This window comes from Saliphagus sp. LR7 (assembly GCF_003344565.1).
Taxonomy (GTDB): Archaea; Halobacteriota; Halobacteria; order Halobacteriales; family Natrialbaceae; genus Saliphagus; species Saliphagus infecundisoli.
This window is the reverse complement of the sequence record NZ_QPND01000006.1, coordinates 172,496-197,402: the sequence shown is the minus strand read 5'-3', so window position 1 is coordinate 197,402 and position 24,907 is coordinate 172,496. Positions and strand designations below refer to the sequence as shown.

Below are 24,907 nucleotides of genomic sequence, written 5' to 3'. Positions count from 1 at the left end.
CTCGTTCGTCCGCCATGGCGAGCGATCAGCCCTCCGAGACGGGAGAGGACACCTACGAGCAGTTCGAGGAACGCGTCGAGCGCATCAGCAACGTCGGCAACGCCGCCGGAATCCTCCGGTGGGACCAGGAGGTGATGATGCCCGAGGGCGGCACGCCCGCACGGGCCAAACAGCTCTCGACGCTCTCGTCGATCAGTCACGAACTGCTCACTGCCGAGGAAACCGGCGACTATCTCGACGAACTCGAGGGTGAGGACCTCGACGGCGACCGCGAGGCGGTCGTCCGCGAGACCCGCCGGGAGTACGATCGGGCGACGACGGTCCCCGAGGAACTCGTCACCGAGATCTCGGAGACGACCTCGAACGCCCATCCCGTCTGGATGGAGGCCCGCGAGGAGGACGAGTTCTCGACGTTCGCGCCGACCCTCGAGAAACTCGTCTCGCTCAAACGCGAGTACGCCGAGCACATCGACCCCGACGCCGACCCCTACGCCGTCCTCTTCGCCGACTACGAACCGTATCTCGATCTCGAGACCGCAGAGCGAGTCCTGACTCGCCTGCGCGAGGAACTGGTCCCGCTGATCTCCGCGATCGACGATTCGGATACCGAGATCGAGACCGACGCGTTCTCGGGGGAGTTCGACGACGACACCCAGGAGGAACTCGCCCGCGACGCCCTCGACACGCTGGGCTACGACTGGGACCGGGGCCGGATCGACACCGCCCCCCACCCCTTCTCCTCGGGGACGCAGTTCGACGCCCGCGTGACGACCCGGTTCGACGAGGAGGACCTCTTGGGATCGATCACCTCGACGATCCACGAGTTCGGCCACGCCAACTACACCCTCGGCTTGCCCGACGAGGGCTACGGCACCCCGCTGGGCGAGGCTCGCGACCTGACGGTCCACGAGTCCCAGTCTCGGCTCTGGGAGAACCACGTCGGACGCTCGGAGGCGTTCTGGGAGCGGTTTCTCCCGCAGGTCCGCGAGCGGTTTCCCGAGGTCGAGGCCACCCCCCGGGAGGCCTACGAGTCGGCGAACCAGGTGTACGACGACAACCTCATTCGGGTCGAGGCCGACGAACTCACCTACCACCTCCACATCGTGATCCGCTTCGAGATCGAACGCGACCTCATCGCGGGCGATCTGGACGTCGAGGAGGTCCCGGAGGTCTGGAACGACAAGTACGAGGAATACCTCGGCGTTCGCCCCGAAACCGACGCCGAGGGCTGTCTTCAGGACATCCACTGGTCTCACGGCTCCTTCGGTTACTTCCCGACCTACTCGCTGGGATCGGTGCTGGCCGCTCAACTGTACGACGCCGCCACCGACGCGGTCGGCGACGTCGACTCCCGGGTCCGCGAGGGCGAGTTCGACGAGCTGAACGGCTGGCTCCGCGAGAACGTCCACCGCCACGGTAAACGCTACACGACCCCCGAACTGATCGAACGGGCGACCGGCAAGGCGTACTCCGCCGACGACTTCCTCGCGTACGCGAAGGCGAAGTACGGCGAGCTCTACGACCTCGAGGCGTACTGAAACCGGCCGGTTCTCGACCCATCCGTTCTCGGACGCCGTGAGCGTCGTTTCCCATCTCGGGCAGGCGTGTTCCCGCCTGCCCGAGACCGGTCGAAGCCGACTACTGAACGCTCGCAGTCGTTCGGACCGGGCTGACACCCACCGTGAACCGGAGCGACGACGGGCAAACCACTATCCCGTCGGCGCTGGTAGGACGTCGAACCACGATCCGAATGGCTACCGAGTACGTCTTCATCAGCGACCTTCACATGGGCGGCGACGAGCAACTCACCACGCTCGACTTCGAGGACGAACTCGTCTCGTTTCTCGAGGATCTGAAGGAGGATGGCGGCGACGTCGAGTTGATCATCAACGGCGACGCCTTCGGCCTCTGGGAGTACGCCGAGGCGACGGGCACCGACACGCTCGAGCGGGTGATCGAGGACCACCCGCGCGTCTTCGAGCAGTTCCGGGCGACCGGCGAGGAGATCGACATCACGCTGATCCCGGGCAACCACGACTACGACCTCGCGTGTTACCCCTCCTACGTGGATCGGCTCGCGGAGTACAACCTGACCCTCGAGCCCGAGATCGCCATTACCAGGGAGGTCGCCGACGGAACGGTCTGGATCGAGCACGGCCAGCAACACGACGCGAACAACCGCATGCCCGACTGGGGCAACCCAGACGCACTGCCAGTTGGCTACTTCGTCGTCCAGCGGGTCGTCGCCGCCGCAGGGCGCTACTCCGAGCACGCCAGGGGCGACTGGCTCCGAGACATCCAGTCGGTCGCGCCGATGGAGGAGATTCCACGTTGGTTGGTCTCGAACTACTTCTACCGCGAGATGAGCCCGCTGTTGCGAGCGATCGTCGTCCCCCTGTTGCTCTTTTTCAACATCACGATCCTCTACCTGTTCGGTACCGTCCTCGAGACGATCGGTCTCCTCCCGCCGCACGTGTTCACCGACAACCCCCTCATCCGAGCTCTCGGTGCCGCCGATTATCTCCTCGAACTCATCATCGCCATCAACGTCGTCGTCATCGCCATGTTGCTCGTGCTCGCGATCCCGTTCTGGTTTTTCAGGCGGGATCTGCGACGAACCCTCGGGCGCTTCGGCGTCATGCTGTCGGGGGTGCGGGTCGGCCAGGGCGATCGGCCGTTCCTGAACGCGGCCAGGGACGTTTTCGAGTCCCACCCCGACGTGGCCGTCTTCGTCTACGGCCACACCCACCGCGCGTCGCTCACGAAGTGGGGCGACCGCGTCGTCGTCAACACCGGAACCTGGCTGAAGAAGCTCCAGCACGTCGAAACGTGGTTCTCCCGGCTGCCCGGGCTCTACTACCCCTCGTTCCGGCTGAACTACTTCCGGATTTTCCCCGAGGGCGATCGGATCGTCGTCGAGTACGAGGAGATCGAAACACGCCAACCCCGGGACCTCACCCGGTTTCAACGACTGGTCGCACGCAGACCGCCAGCACCGACGACGATCCCGGAACGCACGGCGGTCGATCCAGCAGGGCCCCTCGAGCTCCCGGACGCGGGATCGGGCCCCGATCCCGAACCGGCGACCGGGGGCGATCCGGAACGCGAACCGACGCGTGCGCCCGACCCCGAGGACGACTAGCTCGTGAGGACCTCGATCACGCCCGCGATGTGGCGCTCGAACTGGCGGAGAACCGCCAGCCGATCCCGTGGAGGAAGCCGTCGCCGCCCCCGCCGGGGGACCGTCGACGACGCCTACTCGTACGGACGGCCGCATCGGCGCCGGCGACCCCGTGAACGGTCGCGGTTTCGCCGATCGACCGTTGGACGGACCGTACGAGCCCGCGATAGGTCGCGGCGGGACAGCTATCGGGAGGTGTGAAAAACGGTTATCTCCCGTCGCGTCGTCCGTCTGCAGGTCATGGAACGATACGTAGACGGGTTCGTTCTCGCGGTGCCCGAGGAGAAACTGGACGCCTACCGCGACATGGCGAGCGAGGCCGGGGAGCTGTGGATCGACCACGGCGCGCTCGAGTACTTCGAAGGGGTCGGAGACGACATGGAGCCCGACATGGGTGGGATGGCGGTCCGGACGTTCCCGGAGCTCGCCGACACCGGCGAGGACGACGCGGTCGTGTTCTCCTTTATCGTCTTCGAGTCCCGGGAGCACCGCGACGAGGTCAACGCGAAGGTGATGGACGATCCCGCGATGGATCCGGACGCCTTCGACGAGGAGATGCCCTTCGATTCCGAGCGCATGGCCTACGGCGGCTTCCGGTCGATCGTCGGCCACGAGCGGTGATCGACGGAAAACGGCAACCGCACGCGGCGGCGTACGGCCTCGAGTATGCGGCGACGTCCGCCGAACTCTCCGACGTACCGAAATACTGACCCGACGGAAATACGGAAGGGGCCTCCCCCCGAACGGACCGTATGGCATTCGACAGTCTGGCAGGGAGGGCGGTCGTCGTCACTGGCGCGAGTTCGGGCATCGGCGAGGCGACGGTCCACGCGCTCGCGGAGGCCGGCGCGAACGTCGTGTTGGCGGCGAGATCCGGGGAGACGCTCGAGGAAATCGCCGACGACGTCGAGGCCGAGTACGACACGGAAACGCTCGTCGCTCCGACCGACGTCACCGAGGAGGACGCCGTCGAGGCGCTGATCGAGGCAACGGTCTCGGAGTTCGGCGAGCTCTACGGGCTGGTGAACAACGCCGGCCTCGGGCTGGGCGACGACGTCGAGTCGATGGACACCGACGACTTCGCGACGATGCAGGCGGTCAACGTCGACGGCGTCTTCTATGCGACCCGAGCGGCGATCCCCCACGTCCGGGAGTCGGGCGGCCACCTCCTGTTCGTCGGGAGCTTCGCGGGCCACTATCCCCGCCCCGGAAACCCGGTGTATGCGGCGACGAAGTGGTGGGTCCGCGGGTTCGCCCACAGCGTCGCGGGCCAGGTGGGCGAGGAGGGGATCGGCGTCACCGTCGTCAACCCCTCGGAGGTCCGCTCGGAGTTCGGCGGGGGCGACGGCGAGTCCTTTGCCGAACGGTTCGAGCCCGGCGAGGTCACCGAACCCGAGGAGATCGCCGAGGCGATCGCCTTCGCGCTCTCCCAGGAGCGGTCGTCGGCCAGCGAGATCGACCTCTACCGGCGGGACAAGTTCGCGGAGTTCTGAGTCCCTAAAACGGCGGTGCGTGTGCCGGGGATGGAGCCATCCGCCCCGCGTACCTCGATGGAGGCATGAAGATCACCGTTCCCGGACTGCCCGGCGTCTCCTACGACACCGACGCGGAGTCGACCGCGATCAGCGCGACGCTCACCGCCGCCGGACGGAAAGCGCCCAAGCCCCAGGGGTACGCGATCCAGCTCCTGCCCCTGCTGTGGTCGATCGACGTCGACCTCCAGGAAGCCCCCAACGAGCACCCGATCCAGTACCTCCATCCGGAGGGCGCCCACAGCCTCGACGAACTCCCGACGGACCATCGCCTCCGGCGGCTCGCCCGCGAGGCCGACGGCGCCCTCCGCCTCGTGGGGGACGTAAACGCCGAGACCGAAGCCGCGGTCGGCGAGCTCATGGGCCACGAGCGCGCCGATGGCGAGGAGTGGACCGAGATCGAGATCGAGGACGGCGACGCCCGATAAGCACGCACGCCTTTTAGGCTCCGGCACGTCCCTCCGCCATGCGCGTCGTCACGACCCTCCCCTCGGGGACGGAGCTTCTCGCTTCCCTCGGAATCGATCCCGTCGGCGTCTCCCACGAGTGTGACTTCCCGCCCCGGATGGCCGACCGGCCGGCGATCACCCGCTCGCGGATCGACGCCTCGGCGTCGAGCGACGAGATCGACCGACAGGTCCTCGAAGCCGAGACGGACGCCGAGGGCGTCTACGAAATCGACTGCGAGGCCCTCGAGGAACTCGATCCGGACCTGATCGTCACCCAGGGGATCTGTGACGTCTGTGCGGTCGACGAGCGGGTGATCGAGCGCGCCCTCTCCCGAATCGGACCCGACCCCGAGATCCTGACGACCGATCCGAGCACCGTGGGCGACGTCCTCGCGGACCTCCGGCGGATCGGCCGCGCGGTCGGTCGGGAGGAGCGAGCCGAACGGGTCGCCGGCGAACTCGAGGCCCGTCTGACGGACCTCCGCGAGCGGACCCCCGAGGAGGGGCCGCGGGCCGCGGTCCTCGACTGGACCGATCCGGCGATGGTCGCGGGCCACTGGACCCCCGAACTCGTTGCCGCGGCCGGCGGCGAGTACGGGATGGCCGACCCGGGCGACCGCTCGACCCCGCGGGAGTGGGCGGCGATCCGCGAGTACGACCCCGAGGTCCTGGTCGTCGCGCCCTGTGGGTTCGAACTCGATCAGACCGCCGAGAACCGAAGCGATCTCACCGATCGTGAGGGCTGGGACGAGCTTTCGGCGGTTCGGGACGGACAGGTCTGGGCGATGGACGGCCACCACTACGTCAACCGTCCGGGGCCGCGCCTCGTCGATACCGCCGAACGTCTCGCGGAGGTCCTCGACCCCGAGCGGTTCGGGTCGCCTCCCGAGTCGGTCGCGGTGCCGTTTCCGGCGCTCGAGGACCTCGACCGGCGGGGGGAGCGTCAGTCCGCGGGAACCGTACACCGGCCCTCGTAGGAGACGTCCCGAACGGAGTCGATCTCGGGGTCCTCGCCACAGACCGGACACGCCGGGTTTCGGGCGATTTCGACCGTCTCGAAGGAGAGTCCCATCGCGTCGTAGGTCAGCAGTCGGCCGTCGAGGAGGTCGCCGACGCCGAGCAAGTATTTGACCGCCTCGGTCGCCTGGATCGTGCCGACGGTGCCCGGGAGGACCCCGAGCACGCCGGTGGTCGCACAGTTCGGTACGGTCCCGGGTTCGGGCGCGTCGGGGAACAGACAGCGGTAGCAGGGCCCCTCGACGTCGTTTTCGAACGTCGTGGCCTGTCCCTCGAAGCGGTAGATCGCACCGTGTGAGAGGGGGATCCCCTCGAGGGCACAGAAGTCGTTACAGAGATAGCGGGTCGCGAAGTTGTCGCTGGCGTCGACGACGACGTCGGCGCCGGCGAGCAGGTCGGGAGCGGTCTCGGCGGTGAGGCGGGTCTCGTGGGCATCGACCCGGATATCGGGATTGAGGTCGGCGACGCGTTCGGCGGCGCTCTCGACTTTCGGTCGGCCGAGGTCTCCCTCGCCGTGGATCACCTGGCGCTGGAGGTTAGAGCGCTCGACACGGTCGTCGTCGATTATCCCGATCCGGCCGACGCCCGCGGCCGCGAGGTACTGGACAACCGGCGAGCCGAGGCCGCCGGCACCGACGACGACGACGTGGCCGGAGAGGAGGCGTTCCTGGCCCTCGGGACCGACCTCGTCCATGATGACGTGGCGGGCGTAGCGTTCCAAGCCATCGGCGTCGAGAGCGAGGTCGGACATATCCGACCCTGGGCGGGAGCGACCGTAAGTCCGTGGGTCGTGTGTGGCAGGGACTGTCACGACCCAACGATTTATTAGCGTGGTACGCGATACCGTCACTATGGCATCAGCCCCCACCGATGCCGACGACGAGTTGTTTGACGAATTCCTCACGGACCGCGGCCATCAGGTACAACGAGCAGGGTGGGAGCGAGACTATAACAAGAAGAAGTGTCCGGAGTGTTCGGGGCTTCACGATTCGGAGGCGACCTCCTGTAACGTCTGTGGGTGGGCCCCGCGATAGGGCCCGTCGCGACCGCTCCTGAGCCGGCGTTTCCCGCCGTAAGAAACCCACGTGACTTATGAGTGTCGGGTCCCTGAACGGGGACAATGGCTCCCACGGAGACGCAGGTGACTCGGTTGTTCGGCGGTCCGGGCAGCGGGAAGACGACGGCACTGCTCGACCACGTCGAGGAGGTCCTCGAGCCGGAGGGCGTCACGTTCCGTGACATCCTCGTCGTCTCCTACACCCGGGCGGCCGCCCAGGAGATCCGCGAGCGCCTCGCCGAGCGCCTGGACGAGAGTCCCCGCGCGCTCCAGGGCAACGTCTGTACGATGCACGCGAAGGCCTACGACCTGCTCGATCTCTCCCGTGGGGACGTCGTCGGCGAGAGCGAGAAGGAGGCGTTCTGCGAGGAGTTCGGCCTCGAGTACGAGGACGAGTACTCGGGGGCCGGTCGGCGGACCGCCCGCTCGACGACGATCGGAAACAAGGTGATCGCGACGAGCCAGTGGCTCCAGCGCACCCGCCGAGAGGTCGAAGACTGGCACGACGTCCCCTTCCAGTGGGACGTCGAGGAGGTCAGACTCCCCCCCGAGATCGATCCGAACGCCCAGGAGGGCAACAAGTACACGCCGACGTGGCCCTCCGACGACGACCGGATCGACGTCCCCGAGGCGATCCGTGGCTGGCGCTCCTACAAGGGCCGGGAGGGGAAGATCGGCTTCGCGGACATGTTAGAGCGGGTCAAACAGCGCTCGCTGATCCCGAGCGTCGATTATCTGGTGATCGACGAGTTCCAGGACATCACCACCCTCCAGTACGACGTCTACGAGGAGTGGAAGCCCCACGTCGAGCAGGTGTTCATCGCGGGCGACGACGACCAGGTCGTCTACTCCTGGCAGGGGGCAGATCCCGCGCTCCTCCTCGACGAGGAGGTCGACGAGGACATCATCCTCCCGAACTCCTATCGGCTGCCCTCGAACGTCCTGAACACCGTCAACCGCGAGATCCGTCACATCGACCACCGCCAGGACAAGGATCTCGAACCGCGCAAGGAAGGCGGCGCCGTCGAGGGCCACCGCAACGCCTCGATGCTCGACGTCGTCCGGATGGTCCGGCGCACCCTCGCCGAGGGCGACGGGACGATCATGGTGCTGTTCCGGGCGCGCTATCAGATGTTCCAGTTCATCGACGAGTTCATCACCGAGGGGGTGCCCTTTACCGCCCTCACGGATCAGCGGATGTGGACCGACCGCCTCTCCCAGTACGTAAGCGCCGTCGAGAAAGTCGAGGACGGCGAGGACGTCAACGGACTCGAGGCCCGCCGGCTCGCGGACATGCTGATGGAGTCGGCCTTCGGCACCAACGACCGCGACGCGCTCTTCGATACGATCGACGACCGCGAGGAAGCCGCGGGCGTCGAGGATCTCACCGACCTCTCGATTCCCGCCGAGGTGATCACCGACCACGCGCCGTTCATGCCGGGGCCGAACTCCGCTTCGGACATGGTCCGGAAGGTCACCAGCTTCCAGAAGAAGAGCATCAAGTCCTACTTCGCCGTGGGCAGCTACAAGGGAATGGACACCGACCGCGTCCGCGTCGGCACGATCCACTCCGCGAAGGGCCGGGAGGCAGATCACGTCCTCGTCGGCACCGACCTCACCGAGAAGGTCGTCGAGCAGATGGTCGCCACCGTCGACGACCCCACCGCAGTCGAGGGTGTAGAGGAGTTCACGAAGACGACCTCGCCGGTGCCCGTCCTCACCGACAACGAACGCCGGGTGTTCTACGTCGGGATGTCGCGGGCCCGCGAGCGGCTGGTGCTCCTGGAGAACCTGGTCGACGGAGCGCCGACGCTCCCCATCGACGTCCTGCTCAACAACCGCCCGACCGAGACCGATCTGGAGGAGCTGATCGAGGCGGCAGTCGAGCCCCAGGAGCGGGAGGTCGAGGCCGAAGCACCCTGACTCGCCCTCGCGGACACTGCAGTCGATCGGTTCGGTCGGTGACCCCGGCCGGAACGGTCACTCGCGCGGTTCGTCGGGATCCTTGCTCACCGCGCCGGCGACGCGCTGTGCGACCATGCCCGGGACGTCCCCCGGCAGGGTGACGTATCGCTGGACGAGGACGAGCGCGACCGCGAGCCCGATCAGGACGGCGCCCACGACGGGCTGACCCCGGACGAGGAGGAACTCGAGGCCGGCCAGCGCGGCGGGAATCGCGAACACGAGCACGCCCGCCAGCGAGAGCGTCTCGATGATGCTTGCCATCGGTCGGTGGTCGCTCCGGAGCGATAAAAACGCGCCGACCCCGCTCGGGTACGGTCCCGCACCGAACCGTCACGGTTTCGTGACGCGTTTCGGTATCGGTGGGCATTTCACCACGCCCGCCGACGGTCGAGTATGTTCACGGGAATCGTCGAGGGAACCGGCGAGGTCGTCGCCCGGTCGCGGACCGACGACGGGATACGTCTCCGGATCGCGACCGAGGAGGTCGCGGCGGGCCTGGTCGAGGGCCAGAGCATCAGCGTCAGCGGCGCCTGCCTGACGGTCGAACGCTTCGAGGACGGGGCGTGGTTCGAGGCCTTCCTCGCGAGCGAGACCGTAGCGCGGACCTACCTCGGCGATCTGGCGGTCGGCGACCGGATCAATCTCGAACGGGCGATGCCCGCCGACGGCCGGTTCGACGGCCACGTCGTCCAGGGCCACGTCGATGCGGTGGCCCGTCTCGACTCCCGGGAGCCGGTCGGCGACGACTGGCGGTTTGCTTTCGAGCTTCCGGAGGGGTACGACCGCTACGTCGTCGAGAAGGGGTCGATCACGCTCGACGGGATCAGCCTCACGGTCGCCCGTCTCGAGGGCAGTCGGGTCGAGGTCGCGATCGTTCCGACGACCCACGAGCTGACGACGCTCTCGGAGAAGGCGGTCGGCGATCCGGTCCATCTCGAGGTGGACGTGCTCGCGAAGTACGTCGAGGGGTTGCTCGAATCGGGAGTCAGCGGTTGGGCGGATCGATCTCGGTGACCTCGGTCGCGGGGTCGCCCTCGCCGACGCGGTACTGGCGGTAGCGCCGGCGGTAGCGGGTGATCTTCCGGTAGAGGTAGTAGCCGGCGGTAGCGTCGAACGCGACAACGTAGCCGACGAACGCGAGCCCGGGGCCGATCCCGGTCGCGCCCGCGATGAGGTCGGGGGCGACCTGGGCCGTCGAGTTGTAGGTGGCGTGGATGACGGCGGCGACGAGCAGCCCCTTCACGACGAGGGGACCGGCGTTCTCGGGGTTGAACTTCGCGAGCCCGAGGTAGTAGCCCGCGATGGCGGAGTAGATGACGTGGCCCGGGCCGACGAGCGCGCGGACGGTAGTGATCCCGGTCGCGGCGGCGAGCAGCCCCGCCGACCCCTCGACCTCGGCGACGACTCCGGAGATGTAGATCGCGTTCTCGATGGCGGCGAAGCCGAGGCCGGCGACGGCGCCGTACACCGCGCCGTCGATGACCGCGTCGAAGGAGTCGCTCCGGAAGGCGAGGACGCGGACGGCCAGTAGCTTGACGGCCTCCTCTAGGGGGCCGACGATCAGGTAGAAAAAGAGGACCATCCCGACGACCGGGATCGACTGGAGAACGGCGCCGCCGGCGGCGTTGCCCAGGGCGGCGAACGTCGCAAAGAGGATCGTGAGGACGAAGGTGCCGACGAGCAAGGAGAGCGGCTCGCTCGTGGTGACGTCGGCGTACCAGATGTAGGCCGCAAGCGCCAGCGCCGGGACGGCCGACAGCGCGAAGAACGCACCCAGGAACGGCTCCTCGACGACGAGCAGGGCCGGCGAGACGAGAAGGGAGAGCGTGATCAGGGCGGCGACCGCGAGGACGATGCCGCGGAACCCGTAGCTGATCGCGCGGTAGAGCCGGACCGCGAGGCGGTCGACGAGAGTGCGGGGCTCCCAGGTCGAGACGTCGTAGAGATCGACGCCATCGCCGGCCGAGCGCTCGATCGGGTCACGAAGGGGTGACATACCTCCTGTAGGGAGAGGCCGGTGGAAATAGTTTGGCCGACGGACAGTCCCTGCGACCGTCGTCCACGAGAGGGATGGCTTGAAAGTCCCGCGGCCCAACCCCCGGACATGCACTTCGACCAGCGGACCCAACGCGCGCTCCGGGCGGTCGGCCTCGAGACGGACGACCTGCGGGCGGCGAGCGAGGCGGTCGTCGCGAGCGTCGCCGACGACGCCGACGCCCTGATGACCTTCTTCGACGCCCACGACGTCGTCTACTCGGACATGGATCTCGCCCACAGCACCGCGGAGTTCCCCGAACACGAGGTGGAGTACGCCGACATCACGACCCACGCGGCGGAGATGCGGGGCTGGCTCCGGTTCGATACGTGGGGCGTTCCGATCGAGGACGGCCGCGTGCTCGGAGAGGAGCACGTCGAGCTGACCCTCGGCCCGACGATCCACGACCGGGTCCGCTTCGGGTCCGACCGGGAGGTCCTCCGGTGATCGGCGGGGGGCCGCGATGACCGCCGTCCGGATCCGGGGGATCTACACGACGGCGCTCACCCGCCTGCTCCGCCAGGACGGTCTGGAGGTCGTCCAGCCCTCCCCGCCGATCCGCGAGCGCTTCGAGGACGGACTCGATACGGTGCCCGCCGACGTCCGGATCGACACGAGCCGGGATCGCCAGGGGGTCTCGGTGTCGGGCGATCCCGACGGCGTCGAGGCGGTCGCGGCGCGTCTCGCCGACGCGGGGATCGACGCTTTCCGGTGGGCCGACGACGCCCCCCACGGTGCCGTCTTCGATGCCGAGGTGATCGCAACCGACGGCGGGGGCAGCGCCACAGTCGATCTCGGCGACGGCCGGCGTGGCTACCTGCCCTACGACGCCGTCTCCGGCTACGTCGGAGATGGCGACCGCTATCGCGTCCAGGTCCGAGAGCCGGCCTCGCCGTGGGGCGACGACCGGGCCCGCGTCGAGCCCGGGCTCTCGGTCGGGGGCGGGCTCTGCTCGCTCTCCCGGGACCGATCGGGGATATCGGCAGCCGTCGGCGGCGAACGCGGGGAGGAACTCGTTGGCCTCACCGACCTTCTCTCGGTCGAGGTCCCGGAGGGATGGGGCCTGCGCTGGGAGCGGGGCGCGGCCGACGCCACCCTCGAGGCGATGGGCGAGGCCGTCGCCGACGCTGTCGACCGGGCGGGGGAGTTGGAGGCGACCCTCGACGACGCGCCCGCGGAGCCGGGCGATCCCGGGGTCCTCGCCGAACCCGAGGGAACCGTCTGGTGCTGGTTCGGCCGGGAGTCACGGTTCGCGCTTGACGACTCCCGCCGCGCCGTGACGGCGACGATGGCGGGTCACCACCGGATCAAGGCCGGAAGCTCGGCGGCGAGTTCGGCCGTGGACTTCGCGGAGGCGGTCTGTGGCGGCGACGGCGAGTTTCCCTTCGGCGCGGTCGCCGGCCAGTTCGGTCCCGAGGCCGGCGACCGGATCGCGCTCGGCCACGGCAAGCCCGACGGGCGTCTGATCACGCTCGGAACCGGCACGGTCACCGACTGGAGCGGGGACGGCAGCGTCTCCCTCGAACGCGAGATGACGGCCGGAGGAACGTACGACGCCCTCGAGGTTCCGATCGAGGCGGGCGACGTCGCGGTCACGAAGCTCCGCGAGGGGCGGTGGTGGTATCCGACGACCTACCGCGATTCGGAGGGTGTCGCGAAGGGGACGTATGTCAACGTCTGTACGCCCGTCGAACTCTTTCCCGACTGCGCGCGCTACGTCGACCTCTACGTCGACGTGATCCGACGGGCCGACGGCTCGGTCGCGGTCGTGGACGAGGACGAACTCGCCGAGGCGGTCGCCGACGGGCTCGTAGACGAGGAGTTAGCGGAGAAGGCGCGGAACGTCGCGTCGGCGGTCGAACGGGCGCTCTCCTAACCCCCAAGAACTGCCTGGAGGACGGCGCCCTCGCCCTTCCGGAGGTGTTCGGCGGCGGTACTGGGCGCACAGCCGAGCTCGGCCGCGACGTCCTCGTGGCTCGCCTCGCGGGGTACCTCGTAGTAGCCGACGGCGAGGGCGACCTCGAGGGCCTTCCGCTGGCGGTCGGTGACCAGCGAGTCGGCTAGCTCCGCCACCCCGCGCATGCCCCCGACCGCCTCGACCCGGACCTCGATCGGATCGGGGACGCGCTCGATCGCCGCCTCGATCTCCTCTCCGGGACCGAACACCGAGTACGAGACGGTTTCCTCCGCGTACTCGATGGGCGGGATCACGACCGCGGTGCTCTCCGCGACGGCTCCGAACAGTCCCCGAAGCGGTTCGGTGGTCGCGTCCCGGACGTAGGCGTAGAAGGCCTCGCCCGCGGGCGTTATCTCGAACTCCCGGACCTCCGCAATCGTCTCGAGGCGCTGGCGAAACGCCTCGCGGTCGCCTTCCAGATAGTGCATGATCCCGAGTTCGTCGCCCGTGAAGCTCCAGTGGGTGGCGGTCGCGCGCTCGACCGCGGGGTCGTTGACCAGCACGTCGTACATCGGGTGGATCTCGGCCTCCCGGCCGCCCGCGTCGAGGCTCAGCCGGACGTGGTTCATGTGGGTTGCCTCGCCGTCCACGACTTAAACCCCACAGACGGATCCGGCGACATCGCTTCGGAAGCCGGGACCGAACCGATCCCCATGAGCGAACCACGAACGCTGCTCACCGGCGCGACCGGCACGCTCGGCGACGAGCTACGCCCCCGCCTCCGAAAAACGGGCCACGACGTCCGATCGGCGAACCGGTCCCCACCCGCCGACGCCGACGGCGAGTGGGTCGAACTCGACCTGGCCGACGGGACCGGGATCGAACGGGCCCTCGAGGGGATCGACGTCGTCGTCCACGCTGCGACCGCGCCCCGGGGCGATAGCGAGGCAGTCGACGCCCGCGGGACCGAACGGCTCCTCGAGGCGGCCGCCGAAGCCGGCGTCGAGAACGTCTGTTATCCCTCGATCGTCGGCATCGATTCCATCCCGCTGTCGTACTACGAGCACAAACTGGCGGCCGAGCGCGCCCTCGAGAAAAGCGACGTGTCGGCGACGGTCGTCCGGATCACCCAGTTCCACGAGTTCGTCCTCGAACTGTGCGGGACGATCGAGCGGCTGCCGGTCTGGCCCGTGCCCTCGGGGTTCCGGGTCCAGCCGATCGCTGCCGGCGAGGCGGCCGACGCCGTCGTCGAACACGCGACCGTCGAGCCGGCTGGGCGGGTCGAGCCCGTCGGCGGCCCCGAGGTCCGGACGGCCGCCGACCTCGTCCGGAGCTACCGCGAGGTCGCCGGGCTCCGCCGGCCCGTCGTCGGGCTCCCGGTGCCGGGTTCGGTGGCGTCCGGCTTCCGTTCGGGCGCCGCGACCCGTCCGGATCGGGCCGTGGGATCGACTACGTGGGGGGAGTGGCTCCGGAAAGAGGTGGAGTAAGCCCGATCAGTCGGCCGCCAGCTCGTCAAGCCCCGCCGACCGGAGGTCCTCGCCGTCGAGCGAGGATCGCAGACTGTCCATCCCGTCGTCGCGGTCGATGCCGAAGCCACCGGCGTAGAGCTCTTCGACCCGTACCATCTCCTCGTCGCTCAGTTTCGGGACGTCGCTCGTGGCGGCCCACTCGTCGATGTCCGCCTTGGTGCGGAACGTCGGCGTGACCGTCGCGACGGCGTCGTGAGAGAGCAGCCAGGCCAGCGAGGCCTGGCCCATCGTGCGCCGGCCGTCCGCGTGCTTCGGGTCCTCCAAAAAGCGGAGCTTCTCGACTTTCTCCCAGCCCGTCTCGTACCACTCGTCGGGCCGGAATCCCCGATGATCTCCCTCGCCGAGTTCGGTGTCGGGGGTGACCTGCTCGTTCAGGATTCCCGAGGAGTGGGGCACCCGCGGAATCAGGCTCGTGGTCGATCCCGTTCGCTCGATGGTCTCGAGGAAGTGGCTGCCGACCTCCTGTTCGAGGACGTTCCAGACCAGTTGGACGGCGTCGAACTCCGCCTCGATTGCCAGATCGCCCTCGGCGAGCCAGCCGATCGAGGGCCCGAGCGCGAGCCCGCGAGCGCGGATCAGTCCCTCCTCCTCGAGTTCGTCGAGCGTCTCGAGGACGTCGGGGGTGATCTCGTCGGCGTCGGCGTTGTGGAGCTGGAGGACGTCGATGGTATTGACGCCGAGGCGATCCGTGCTCTTCTCGACCGCCGTCCGGACGTAGTCGGGGTCGATCTCCTTGGGGAGTTCGCCGTGGCCGGCCTGGGGATTGTCGTAGAAGTCGTAGCCGACCTTCGTGGCGAGGGTCACGTCCTCGCGGACGTCGGCGATTGCCTCGCCGATCAGTTCCTCGCTGCGGCCGTGGCCGTAGACGTCGCCGGTGTCGATGTAGGTGATCCCCCGGTCGATCGCGTGGCGGACCATCTCCACACCCTCGTCCTCGGAGCGGTCGCCCCACCAGTCGGTGCCGACGACCCACGCGCCGAAGCCGATCTCGCTGACCTGGATTCCGGAGTCGCCCAGTTCCCGGTAGTGCATGTTCCGGAATTGGGGGCGCGGGCACTTATCGGATACGGAAGCCGCGTGGTTCGGGACGAACGTTTATGGTGTCGGCGAGGCGAACGATCCGCATGGACGACGAACTCGCTCGGCGCCTCGACCGGATCACCGCGCTTCTGGGGGCCATCCTCGCCGTCCAGCTTCTCGTCCTGTTCGCGATCGTCGGCTTCTCGCTCACCGGGTTCGCGGCTGCGTTCGTGGTCGCCGGGCTGCTCGTCGCGCTCGTGGGCGGGGTCCTCACGGACGCGAACCCGTTCGGGGGAACCGACCGGCCCCGAGGACGGTGATCTCCGGCGCTGTCCATGCCCGACTCGGGGGGTCGCCGAGGGGCGATGGGGCAAGACGGACGCACAACCGAACCCCTATGAAGCAGGCACCAGTAGCCATCGACCATGACAAAGCGGCACGTCTCGCTCCCCGACGAGGCCGAAGCCGGCATGCGCGACTTTCTCGACGAAGTGGACCGACGACTGTCGAGCGACGAGGACACCTGTTCGGTCGTCGAGGATGTCCTCATCGACCTCTCGGGCGACCGAGAGGCCTACGAGCGGTTCCAGGCCGGCGAGTCGATGTCGCCCGCCGAACGCGTCCGCGTCCAGAGCTACGATCCCTGCAACACGACCCTCGAAAGCGAGTACTACGCCGAGAAGGACGAAGAGAAGTTCCGCCGGTCCAAGCATCTCCAGTGGCTCTGGCGCCAGTTCGACAGCCTCCCGATCGCCGACAACGTCGAGTTCGCGCTCCGATTTCGCCGGATGCTCGCCGACCACCTCTTCGAGTCCTGTGGCGAGGGCTGTCGCTTTTTCAAGGGGATCTCGTTTACCTACGGCCACAACATTACGATCGGCGACAACGCCGTCGTCCACGACGAGGTCCACCTCGACGACCGCGGAAAGCTAACGATCGGCGACCGGGTTTCCGTCTCCGACGGCGTCCACGTCTACAGCCACGACCACGACGTCGTCGACCAGACCGAGGTCAGAAACTACCACACGATCGTCGAGGACGACGTCCGCCTGACGTACGACTCGATGGTCCGGGCGGGCAACAGGGTCGGCGAGAACGCCATCGTCGGCGCCCGCGGCATCGTCCAACACGACATTCCTGCCCACCATATCGCCGTCGGGATGCCCGCGAAAAGCGTCAAGATCAAACCCGGCTGGGAGGACGTCGCGACTCCCATCGAGGAGGCCGGCGAGAACCGCCAGGAGGAACGCCATCTCGACTACGACCTCCCGCCCGACCTAGAGCAGTTCGACGAGTTCCAGCGCGACCGTCTGCCGCCGAACTGAACGCCTGCGAACGGACACAACGCCCAAGTCCCTTGAGATCGTACCACACGGCATGGAGCTGTGGGGATGGATCGCGGGGTACGCCGTCCTCTTTGCACTCCTCCAGGCGGTACTGTACTACCGCTACGTCTACCGCGGGGACGGTCCGTCGACGGCACTCCCGGAGGCCGGAGCCGCCGACCGCGGCTCGCCTCCCGTCGAGGGGTCGGCGCCGGGAGACGACCGGGAGCCGGAGCCGGAACCGGACGACGGCGAGACGATGCACTGTCCCCATTGTGGGGGGCCGAACGAGATCGATCCCAGCTTCACCTACTGTCGTCACTGCGTCTCGTCGCTTCGCCGTTAGTCCTCGTTGAGAATCTCGAGGTCGAACTGTTCGTTCTCGGTGACGGCGTTCAGGACGACGCTGGTGTTGGACTCGTTGATGTCGGGGTCGGTCAGCAGCGTCTTGATCTGGCCGTTCATCCCGTCGGTGTCGGTGAACTTGCCGACGGCGATCACGTCGTAGTCGCCGGTGACCTCGTAGACGGAGGTCATCTGGTCGTGTTCGCGCAGGCGATCGGTGATCTCGGGGAGGGCGTTGCCCTCGACCTTCAACTGGATGACCGCGGTGACGTCGAAGCCGAGCGCGTCGTAATCGACTTTCGGGGTGTAGCCCTGAATGACACCCTGCTCCTCGAGGTCAGAGAGGTGATTCGAGACGGTGGTGACCGAGACGTCCAGGTCCTCAGCGAGACTCCGGAGGCTCGCCCGGCCGTCGCCCAGAAGTGCATTCACTAGCTTCGCGTCGAGATTTTCGTACGTCATCACGCCCGCTACGGCCTCCACCCATTATAAGTTTACGAATATCCAATTACAGTGTTCGGAGAGAAGATTTGCTCGGAACAGCAGGGCTTTAATAGTGGGGATAGTTGGATACGCCGACGAGAAGATGACAAGCGGAAATCTCACTGCGACCGAACAGGGGGTACTAGACGAGATCGACGACAAAGGCGTCGATTTCCTCCGGCTCCAGTTTACGGACATTCTGGGGACGGTAAAGAACGTCGCGATCCCGGCCCGCCAGGCCGAGAAGGCGTTCACCGACGGGATCTACTTCGACGGCTCCTCGATCGAGGGCTTCGTTCGAATCCAGGAGTCGGACATGCGGCTCAAACCCGACCCCGAGACGTTCGAGGTGCTCCCGTGGCGAAACGACGAGAACGGTGCGGCCGCCCGGATGATCTGTGACATCATCAACACCTCGACGGACGAACCCTTCGAGGGCGACCCCCGGTACGTGCTCCAGCAGGCCATCGAGCGCGCCGAGGAGATGGGGTACGAGGTCAATTTCGCGCCCGAACCGGAGTTCTTCATGTTCGAGGAGGACGAGGACGGCCGGGCCACCACGACCACCGCCGACACCGGCGGCTACTTCGACGTCGCACCCAAGGACCTCGCCAGCGACGTCCGCCGGGACATCATCTACGGGCTCGAGTCGATGGGCTTCGAGATCGAGGCCAGCCACCACGAGGTCGCCGAGGGCCAGTACGAGATCAACTTCGAGTACGACGACGCCCTCGCGACCGCGGACAACGTCGCGACCTTCCGGATGGTCGTCCGTGCGATCGCGGCCCAACACGACCTCCACGCGACGTTCATGCCCAAGCCGATCCCGCGGATCAACGGTTCGGGGATGCACACCCACATGTCGCTGATGGAAGACGGCGAGAACGCCTTCCACGACGAGGACGACGAGTTCAACCTGAGCGACGTCGCCCACTCCTATCTCGCGGGCGTCCTCGAACACGCGCCCGCGATTACCGCGGTCTCGAACCCGACCGTCAACAGCTACAAGCGCCTGGTGCCCGGCTACGAGGCGCCCGTCTACGTCGCGTGGTCCGACCGCAACCGCTCGGCGCTCATCCGCAAACCAGCCGCGCGCATCCCGGCCGCGAGCCGGATCGAGGCGCGCTTCCCCGACCCCTCGTGTAACCCCTACCTCGCCTTTGCCGCCTTGATCCAGGCGGGTCTCGACGGGATCGAGAACGATCTCGAGGCGCCCGACCCGATCCGGGAGAACATCTACGAGTTCGACGAGGAGAAACGCGAGGAGTACGGCATCGAGACGCTGCCGACGAACCTCGGCGAGGCCATCGAGGCCTTGGAGGAGGACGAGGTCGTCTACGACGCGCTGGGCGAACACGTCGGCCCCAAGTTCGTCGAGGCCAAGTCCCAGGAGTTCGAGGACTACCTCGTCGACGTCTCCCAGTGGGAGCTCGATCGGTACCTCGAGACGTTCTAACGCCACACCCGTTCTGCCATCACGTCTTTTTCGAGCGCGATTCGACCGAGAACTCCTTGCCGGCCGAGCACGTAGAACGGCGATGGACGTCGATCCGACCCGCCTCCGACGGGAGTTCGGCGGGACCGACGGCGAGGTTCGCGTCGTCGCCAGGCAGGCCGGCGACCTCCTCGATTCGGGCCGGCTCGGGGCCGACCGCGGCCACGAACTGACCGCCAAGGAGATCCTCTCTCACCTGCGGGACGCGCCCGCCGGCTCGAGCCCGGTCGAGCGATGGAACTGGTGGATGGGCGCACTCGAGATCGCTTACGGCGGCTACGAGCAGTTCACGATCCGCGCCGACGGCTCGGTGGACGGGTAGTCGCTACGAGCGCCACTCACCGATCCGGTCCCGGAGACGGCCGGGGACGCCGAGCGCGGAGATCCCGCCGCCGATCAACACCATGAGCCCGTAGACGCCCAGCGTCGAGGTCCAGACGACGAACATCGCCAGAACGGCCCACCCTCCCGAGAGGAAGTAGAAGGCGGCGATCGACATCGCGGTACCATAGAGGAGCACGAGATAGGGGCCCCAGCCGCGGGCGTGGCTCCGGCGGACTCGGCTCCGGACGTAGCGTTCGAGTTCGGCCTCGAGGGACTCCTTTCGAACCGTACGGGACTCGACGCGCTCCTCGACGTTCTCGAGTTCGTCGCGCAGCCGTTCGATCTCCTCGCGAAGCGCCGCGGGGTCGCCCGAGCGGTCCCGGGTGCGGGCGCTCTCGGCGGGCGGGTCGACCGGCTCCTCCTCGACTCCCGTGGCGTCGTCGGTCATCGCTTCCGTCCGAGACTCTCTCGGGCGGGGACTTTGTAGCTGCCGGTCTCCCGACGGACCGTCGTCGTCCGGGCCGTCGATCCGGTCGATCTCCCGATCGTGTCCGGCGAGGACGGCGTTCAGGACGGCTCCGAGGACGACGAGGACGGAGCCGGCGTAGAGCCAGGTGAGCACGAGGAAGACCGCGCCCAGCGCGCCGTAGATGGCGTAGGTGGACGCGAGGCCGGCGTAGATCCCGAACGCGCGCCCGAGGACGGTCCAGCCGGCGGCGGCGAAGGCGGCTCCCGGGAGGGCCTCCCGGAGGGTGACGTCGGCGTTGGGAAAGACGAGGTACACCGGGACGAACGCCATGAGGACGGTGAGAAAGACGAAGACGGGGGCGATGATCCGGAGGAGCCCGCTGGCGGCGGCGGCGAGGAGGCCCTCGGCGACCGCGACGGTGGTGATCCCCAGGAGGATCGCGACCGCGACGATCCCCGCGTTCCGGAAGCTCCGGAGGATCGTGGTCGCGGCGACGGTGCCGTAGACCTCCGAGAAGGTCCGGTCCAGGCCACGGAGGACCCGCGAGCCGGTCCAGAGGAGCCCGATCGTGCCGACGACAGTCGCGCCTCCACGACCCGACTCTTCGGTGATCGCCTCGGCGAGCAGCGACTGGGCGCTGGGCGTCAGGACGTCGCTCACCGACTCGGTGACCCGTGCCGCGAGCCCCTCGCCACCGGCGACCGTCGCCACGACGATCCCCAGGAGCGCCAGCGGGACCAGCGAGAAGAAGGCGTAGAAGGCGACGCCGGCCGCCAGAAGCGTTAGCTGTCGGTGCTTTGCGACCCGGCGCATGCGGGTCACGATGGCAACGGCATCTCGGGAGGAGTACATGCCCCCGCGTTCGGCCCGGACGCGCAAATACCGACCGCCGGCACTGTCGTCGTCGCGGCGGTGGACTTTTCTCGCGTCCGGGGAGTGAGAGGGGTATGGACGAGCGGCGCTGTCCCGACTGTGGCGTGGGGATGGAGGAGACGTCCGTCAGGACCGGTGACGGAATGAAGCTCTCGATTTCGACGGGGAAACGCGAGGGACTGCTCGGGAAACTCGGCGTCGGATCGACGACGAGCCTCGAGACCGTCCGGTGTCCGGAGTGTGGGCTGGTTCGACTGTACGCCGCGGGCGATTAGCCGAGATTCGGCGCGGTCGCGGCCCGGATCTCGGCGACGTCGGCGTCGGTCTTGAACGCCGTTCCGCCGTAGTGAGCCGGCGAGGCCGCAAAGCCCGCGGCCCGGAGATCCCCCAGAAAGTCGTCCATCGCGTTCGCGGGCAGTCCCCACGACTTACAGAGCTTGTGCTGGTCGTAGTGGGTCGGCTCGTCGCGTTCGGCCGCGAGGTCGGCGAGCAGGTCGTCGAGTTTCGAGGCGGTTCCGAAGGAGTCCGTGATCTCGTCGCGGACCGCCTCCACGAACTCCCGGTCACGGGTCGGCCCAAGCCAGACCGGCCCGGCGACCAACAGCCGCTCACCCCCGCAGTTCGGGCACGTGTCGGGGGCGTCGGCGATCAACCCCTCGCTCGTCTCCCGGTAGAGGCAGTCCTCGCAGTGGGCGATGTGACCGAGTTCCTCGAGAGCGGCGTCGGCGGCGGTCGGCTTGTGGGTGAGCTCCAGCATCGTTCGGACGTAGTGGCTCCGGGCGTAGGTGACGAGCGGGGCGACGCCGACGTCGAAGCGGGCGGCAGACCGGGCGAGCGCCGAGAGGAGTATCCGGACGCCCATCTCGGCGTGGTACTCCGTGTTCCGTGGCACCGCCGAGTACGACCGGATCCCGCTTTGCAGGTGGGCGCCACACAGCGGTGCGGTGTCGGTCGCGGTGACACAGACCAGATCGCGCGCGCTCGCGAACGCGGCGTCGGCGAACGGCATCGGCGTCCCGTAGGGATCGAGGTCGATGACGTCGACGGGAGCCTCGGCGTGCATCACCGCGTTCGCGTCGCCCTCGATCACGCGGGTCCCGTCGTAGTCCGCGAGGTTCTCGCGGGCGAGTGCGGCCGCCTCGCGATCGGCGTCACAGCAGGTAACGCGCCAGCCGTCGGCGGCGGCGCGGAGCCCGCGGATCCCGCTCGCGGTCATCGCGTCGAGGTAGCTCTCCGCGCGGGGTTCTCGCTCCCGGTAGGCCCGCAGAGCGGCGACCGTCAGGTCCCGGTTCAGTTCCTGGCGGGGGTTGTAGAACACCGCCTCCTCGACGCCGTCGGTGGACTCGCCGGGGACCGAGAGGGAGACGCCGCCTTCCGTGACGCGCATACCCTCGCTGGGACGGGGAGGCCGAAAAACGGCGCGGTCGGCGCCGAACCAAACCGCTTTGGGCCTCCGGTGGGGAGGTGGGGTCGTGACCGAGGGAGAGCCCGGTTCCGGCCCCCGCGACGCCGAGGCCGTCGAGCGCTGGCAGGCGGCGTTAGCGGAGGCCGGGGAGCTCACGCCCGACGTCGTCGATCGGATCGTCCGCCTCCACGGCGATCGGGGGGTCCGGGCGATCGAGGCCGTCGGCGAGGGTCGGGTGAAGGAGTATCGAGATTTTACGGTCGTCGTCGGCTACGAGGACGAGTACGTCGTCGAGGGCGGTGGCTGTACGTGTAAGGACAGCGAGTACAATCTCGATCCCGACGATCCCACGGCGCTGTGCTGGCACGTGCTCGCGGTCGCGATCGGCCGCCGGGTCGGCCGGATCGACGCCCACGACATGTGGTACTCGGAGGTCCGGGAGTTCGTCTGAGAGAGAGAAGTTTTTAACTCGGGGCCGCGAAGGTCGGATATCGATCCGTCGGCAGACCTTTCCTCGGCGGGCGACGGTCCGTGAAGTGACCCCGTTCGGTCGCGACCGTTGCCCGCCCGGACTGCCCACGAAGCCACACATCTATGAGCGACGATACGTCATCCACTCTCCACGAACGCGTCGAAACCGAAGTCCCCTCCCACCTCGACGTCACCGACGTCCAGTACGAAGGGCCGGATCTGGTCATCTACACCGAGACCCCCCGCGAGTTCGCCGACGACGGCAACATCCTGGGCCAACTCGCCCGGAGTCTCCAGAAGCGGGTGACGATCCGGCCCGCGCCGGGCACCCAGTCGAGCCAGTCCGAAGCCGACGCGAAGATCCGCCAGATCGTTCCCGACGACGCCGAGATCCAGAGCCTCGAGTTCTACCCCACCGTCGGCGAGGTCCTGATCGAAGCCGAGAAGCCGGGGCTGGTGATCGGTCGCCGGGGCCGGACGATGCGCGAGATCACCCGCGAGGTCGGCTGGAACCCCGAGGTGATCCGGACGCCGCCGATGGAGTCCTCGACGGTCGCGAACGTCCGGAGCTTTCTCACTCAGGAGCGGGGCGAACGCCGGGACTTTCTCACCGACGTCGGCGAGGAGATCCACCGCGAGCCTGAAGAGGAGGTGGACTGGGTCCGGATCACCACGCTGGGGTGCTGTCGAGAGGTCGGTCGGGCGAGTTTTCTCTTGCACACGCCGAACACGAAGATCCTCATCGACTGTGGCGACAAGCCTGGCGCCGAGGGCGAGGTGCCCTATCTCCACGTGCCCGAGGCCGCACCCCTCACCTCCATCGATGCGGTCGTGCTCACCCACGCCCACCTCGATCACTCCGCGCTGATCCCGCTCCTGTTCAAGTACGGCTACGACGGCCCGATCTACACCACCGAGCCGACGCGGGACCTGATGGGGCTGCTCACGCTCGACTACCTCTCGGTCGCTTCGAAGGAGGGCCGAACGCCACCGTACGAGAGCACCCAGGTCCGGGAAGCGATCAAGCGAACCATCCCGATCTCCTACGGCGACGTCACCGACATCGCACCGGACATCAAGCTCACGATGCACAACGCCGGCCACATCCTCGGCTCGGCGGTGAGCCACTTCCACATCGGCAACGGCTTCTACAACGTCGTCTTCTCGGGCGACGTCCACTACGAGCCCACCCGCCTCTTTAACGGCGCGGTCAACGACTTCCCGCGCGCGGAGGCGATGGTGATGGAGTCGACCTACGGCCGGCGAAACGACTACCAGACCGACAGCGAGGAAAGCGAGGCGAACGTCCACGAGATCATCCGCGAGACCCACGAGGAAGGCGGAATCACCGTCATCCCCGCGTTCGCCGTCGGGCGCTCCCAGGAACTCATGCTCGTCTTGGAGGAGGCAATGGCCGAGGGGAAGATCCCGACGATGCCCGTCTATCTCGACGGGATGATCCGCGAGGCGACCGCGATCCACACGGCCTACCCCGAATACTTGCGGGACGGCCTCCGCGAGCGGATCCTCCACGAGGACGAGAACCCGTTTCTGGCCGAGCAGTTCGCCCAGGTCGACGGCGGCGGCGAGATGCGCGAAGAGATCGCAGGCGGCGAGCCCTGCGTCATCCTCTCGACGTCGGGGATGGTCACCGGCGGCCCGATCATGTCTTGGCTCGAGCTCCTGGGACCCGACTCCGAAAACACCCTGCTGTTCGTCGGTTACCAGGCCGAGGGGACGCTGGGTCGGCGCATCCAGAGCGGCCGGGTCGAGGTCTCGCTTGGCGGCCGACGGGGCCCCGATCGGCTCACCCTCGACTGTCGGATCGAGTCGGTCAGCGGCTTCTCGGGCCACGCCGACCGCGAGGGCCTTGAGAAGTTCGCCGGCGAAATGAACCCCCGCCCGGAGACGATCCTCTGTGTCCACGGCGACGACCGGGCGACCGACCAGCTCTCCTCGGCGCTCTACCAGAAGTACGACGTCCGGACCCACCAGCCCCGGAACCTGGAGACGTTCAGGTTTCCCTGATAGGGTC

Annotated in this window: 28 protein-coding genes; 20 read left to right on the top strand and 8 right to left on the bottom strand. The window is 67.9% G+C overall.

Features of this window, described 5'->3' with window-relative positions:
• Positions 1–14: 14 nt before the first annotated feature.
• The 6 genes from DVH23_RS10915 (at position 15) to DVH23_RS10890 (ending at position 6,139) form a co-directional block, all read left to right on the top strand.
• Entirely contained in the window at positions 15–1,538 is a 1,524-nt protein-coding gene (locus DVH23_RS10915; RefSeq protein ID WP_114577456.1) for a carboxypeptidase M32, read from the top strand.
• A 212-nt stretch (positions 1,539–1,750) separates the two neighbouring features.
• The gene (locus tag DVH23_RS10910; protein ID WP_114577455.1) at positions 1,751–3,142 is read left to right on the top strand and encodes a metallophosphoesterase; all 1,392 of its coding nucleotides are present in this window, start codon (positions 1,751–1,753) and stop codon (positions 3,140–3,142) included.
• A gap of 279 nt (positions 3,143–3,421) precedes the next feature.
• Positions 3,422–3,802 carry a DUF1428 domain-containing protein gene (locus DVH23_RS10905; RefSeq protein ID WP_114577454.1) on the top strand — a complete coding sequence of 127 codons (381 nt, stop codon included), beginning with the start codon at positions 3,422–3,424 and terminating at the stop codon, positions 3,800–3,802.
• A gap of 131 nt (positions 3,803–3,933) precedes the next feature.
• On the top strand, positions 3,934–4,674 hold the full coding sequence (locus DVH23_RS10900) for an SDR family oxidoreductase (RefSeq protein WP_114577453.1): 741 nt from the start codon (positions 3,934–3,936) through the stop codon (positions 4,672–4,674).
• 65 nt (positions 4,675–4,739) lie between these two features.
• On the top strand, positions 4,740–5,141 hold the full coding sequence (locus DVH23_RS10895; RefSeq protein WP_114577452.1) for a hypothetical protein: 402 nt from the start codon (positions 4,740–4,742) through the stop codon (positions 5,139–5,141).
• Positions 5,142–5,179: 38 nt separating this feature from the next.
• Positions 5,180–6,139 carry an ABC transporter substrate-binding protein gene (locus DVH23_RS10890; protein ID WP_114577451.1) on the top strand — a complete coding sequence of 320 codons (960 nt, stop codon included), beginning with the start codon at positions 5,180–5,182 and terminating at the stop codon, positions 6,137–6,139.
• On the opposite strand, the gene DVH23_RS10885 is transcribed toward DVH23_RS10890, so the two are convergent.
• Complete coding sequence (locus tag DVH23_RS10885; RefSeq protein ID WP_114577450.1) at positions 6,106–6,930, bottom strand: molybdopterin-synthase adenylyltransferase MoeB; 825 nt, start codon at positions 6,928–6,930, stop codon at positions 6,106–6,108. The genes DVH23_RS10890 and DVH23_RS10885 overlap by 34 nt on opposite strands.
• Positions 6,931–7,030: 100 nt before the next feature.
• Here DVH23_RS10885 and DVH23_RS10880 point away from each other — a divergent pair, with 100 nt between their 5' ends.
• Positions 7,031–7,213 carry an HVO_0416 family zinc finger protein gene (locus tag DVH23_RS10880; protein ID WP_114577449.1) on the top strand — a complete coding sequence of 61 codons (183 nt, stop codon included), beginning with the start codon at positions 7,031–7,033 and terminating at the stop codon, positions 7,211–7,213.
• A gap of 86 nt (positions 7,214–7,299) precedes the next feature.
• Positions 7,300–9,159, top strand: a complete 1,860-nt coding sequence (locus DVH23_RS10875; RefSeq protein ID WP_114577448.1) for a UvrD-helicase domain-containing protein — start codon at positions 7,300–7,302, stop codon at positions 9,157–9,159.
• 57 nt (positions 9,160–9,216) lie between these two features.
• Here DVH23_RS10875 and DVH23_RS10870 read toward each other — a convergent pair whose 3' ends face one another.
• The gene (locus tag DVH23_RS10870; RefSeq protein ID WP_114577447.1) at positions 9,217–9,462 is read right to left on the bottom strand and encodes a hypothetical protein; all 246 of its coding nucleotides are present in this window, start codon (positions 9,460–9,462) and stop codon (positions 9,217–9,219) included.
• Between the two features lie 132 nt (positions 9,463–9,594).
• Here DVH23_RS10870 and DVH23_RS10865 point away from each other — a divergent pair, with 132 nt between their 5' ends.
• Positions 9,595–10,215: a riboflavin synthase gene (locus DVH23_RS10865; protein ID WP_114577446.1), complete on the top strand. Its 621-nt coding sequence runs from the start codon at positions 9,595–9,597 to the stop codon at positions 10,213–10,215.
• Here the strand turns inward: DVH23_RS10865 and DVH23_RS10860 are convergent.
• Positions 10,187–11,197, bottom strand: coding sequence for a PrsW family intramembrane metalloprotease (locus DVH23_RS10860; protein ID WP_114577445.1), 1,011 nt, complete (start codon positions 11,195–11,197; stop codon positions 10,187–10,189). The two genes, DVH23_RS10865 and DVH23_RS10860, sit on opposite strands and share 29 nt — an antisense overlap.
• A gap of 108 nt (positions 11,198–11,305) precedes the next feature.
• Here DVH23_RS10860 and DVH23_RS10855 point away from each other — a divergent pair, with 108 nt between their 5' ends.
• Together DVH23_RS10855 and DVH23_RS10850 are read left to right on the top strand one after the other, a co-directional pair.
• Positions 11,306–11,683: a hypothetical protein gene (locus DVH23_RS10855; protein ID WP_114577444.1), complete on the top strand. Its 378-nt coding sequence runs from the start codon at positions 11,306–11,308 to the stop codon at positions 11,681–11,683.
• A gap of 16 nt (positions 11,684–11,699) precedes the next feature.
• Positions 11,700–13,112 carry a DUF402 domain-containing protein gene (locus DVH23_RS10850; protein ID WP_114577443.1) on the top strand — a complete coding sequence of 471 codons (1,413 nt, stop codon included), beginning with the start codon at positions 11,700–11,702 and terminating at the stop codon, positions 13,110–13,112.
• On the opposite strand, the gene DVH23_RS10845 is transcribed toward DVH23_RS10850, so the two are convergent.
• Entirely contained in the window at positions 13,109–13,783 is a 675-nt protein-coding gene (locus DVH23_RS10845) for a helix-turn-helix domain-containing protein (protein WP_232833746.1), read from the bottom strand. The genes DVH23_RS10850 and DVH23_RS10845 overlap by 4 nt on opposite strands.
• Before the next feature lie 63 nt (positions 13,784–13,846).
• Between DVH23_RS10845 and DVH23_RS10840 the strand changes: the two genes are divergently transcribed.
• Positions 13,847–14,620, top strand: coding sequence for an SDR family oxidoreductase (locus DVH23_RS10840; RefSeq protein ID WP_114577489.1), 774 nt, complete (start codon positions 13,847–13,849; stop codon positions 14,618–14,620).
• A gap of 6 nt (positions 14,621–14,626) precedes the next feature.
• Here DVH23_RS10840 and DVH23_RS10835 read toward each other — a convergent pair whose 3' ends face one another.
• Positions 14,627–15,694 carry an aldo/keto reductase gene (locus tag DVH23_RS10835; protein ID WP_114577441.1) on the bottom strand — a complete coding sequence of 356 codons (1,068 nt, stop codon included), beginning with the start codon at positions 15,692–15,694 and terminating at the stop codon, positions 14,627–14,629.
• 92 nt (positions 15,695–15,786) lie between these two features.
• Here DVH23_RS10835 and DVH23_RS10830 point away from each other — a divergent pair, with 92 nt between their 5' ends.
• The 3 genes from DVH23_RS10830 to DVH23_RS10820 all read left to right on the top strand — a co-directional run bounded on the left by DVH23_RS10830 (position 15,787) and on the right by DVH23_RS10820 (position 17,353).
• On the top strand, positions 15,787–16,002 hold the full coding sequence (locus DVH23_RS10830; protein WP_114577440.1) for a hypothetical protein: 216 nt from the start codon (positions 15,787–15,789) through the stop codon (positions 16,000–16,002).
• 105 nt (positions 16,003–16,107) lie between these two features.
• Positions 16,108–17,007, top strand: coding sequence for an acyltransferase (locus DVH23_RS10825; protein WP_114577439.1), 900 nt, complete (start codon positions 16,108–16,110; stop codon positions 17,005–17,007).
• A gap of 52 nt (positions 17,008–17,059) precedes the next feature.
• Positions 17,060–17,353 (top strand): hypothetical protein, encoded by a 294-nt coding sequence (locus tag DVH23_RS10820; protein ID WP_114577438.1) that lies wholly within the window; start codon positions 17,060–17,062, stop codon positions 17,351–17,353.
• Here the strand turns inward: DVH23_RS10820 and lrp are convergent.
• Entirely contained in the window at positions 17,350–17,814 is a 465-nt protein-coding gene (gene lrp / locus DVH23_RS10815; protein ID WP_114577437.1) for an HTH-type transcriptional regulator Lrp, read from the bottom strand. The two genes, DVH23_RS10820 and lrp, sit on opposite strands and share 4 nt — an antisense overlap.
• A gap of 124 nt (positions 17,815–17,938) precedes the next feature.
• On the opposite strand from lrp, the gene glnA reads away from it, so the two are divergent.
• Positions 17,939–19,291: a type I glutamate--ammonia ligase gene (glnA, locus tag DVH23_RS10810; RefSeq protein ID WP_114577488.1), complete on the top strand. Its 1,353-nt coding sequence runs from the start codon at positions 17,939–17,941 to the stop codon at positions 19,289–19,291.
• A gap of 82 nt (positions 19,292–19,373) precedes the next feature.
• Positions 19,374–19,652, top strand: a complete 279-nt coding sequence (locus DVH23_RS10805; RefSeq protein ID WP_114577436.1) for a hypothetical protein — start codon at positions 19,374–19,376, stop codon at positions 19,650–19,652.
• 3 nt (positions 19,653–19,655) lie between these two features.
• Here the strand turns inward: DVH23_RS10805 and DVH23_RS10800 are convergent, their stop codons facing one another.
• Positions 19,656–20,975 (bottom strand): YihY/virulence factor BrkB family protein, encoded by a 1,320-nt coding sequence (locus DVH23_RS10800; RefSeq protein ID WP_114577435.1) that lies wholly within the window; start codon positions 20,973–20,975, stop codon positions 19,656–19,658.
• A gap of 95 nt (positions 20,976–21,070) precedes the next feature.
• Between DVH23_RS10800 and DVH23_RS10795 the strand changes: the two genes are divergently transcribed.
• Entirely contained in the window at positions 21,071–21,271 is a 201-nt protein-coding gene (locus DVH23_RS10795) for a hypothetical protein (protein WP_114577434.1), read from the top strand.
• Here the strand turns inward: DVH23_RS10795 and DVH23_RS10790 are convergent.
• Positions 21,268–22,383, bottom strand: coding sequence for a tRNA (guanine(26)-N(2))-dimethyltransferase (locus DVH23_RS10790; protein ID WP_114577433.1), 1,116 nt, complete (start codon positions 22,381–22,383; stop codon positions 21,268–21,270). The two genes, DVH23_RS10795 and DVH23_RS10790, sit on opposite strands and share 4 nt — an antisense overlap.
• Before the next feature lie 85 nt (positions 22,384–22,468).
• Between DVH23_RS10790 and DVH23_RS10785 the strand changes: the two genes are divergently transcribed.
• On the top strand, positions 22,469–22,852 hold the full coding sequence (locus DVH23_RS10785; protein ID WP_114577432.1) for a hypothetical protein: 384 nt from the start codon (positions 22,469–22,471) through the stop codon (positions 22,850–22,852).
• A 143-nt stretch (positions 22,853–22,995) separates the two neighbouring features.
• Entirely contained in the window at positions 22,996–24,900 is a 1,905-nt protein-coding gene (locus DVH23_RS10780) for a beta-CASP ribonuclease aCPSF1 (RefSeq protein ID WP_114577431.1), read from the top strand.
• Positions 24,901–24,907: the final 7 nt, after the last annotated feature.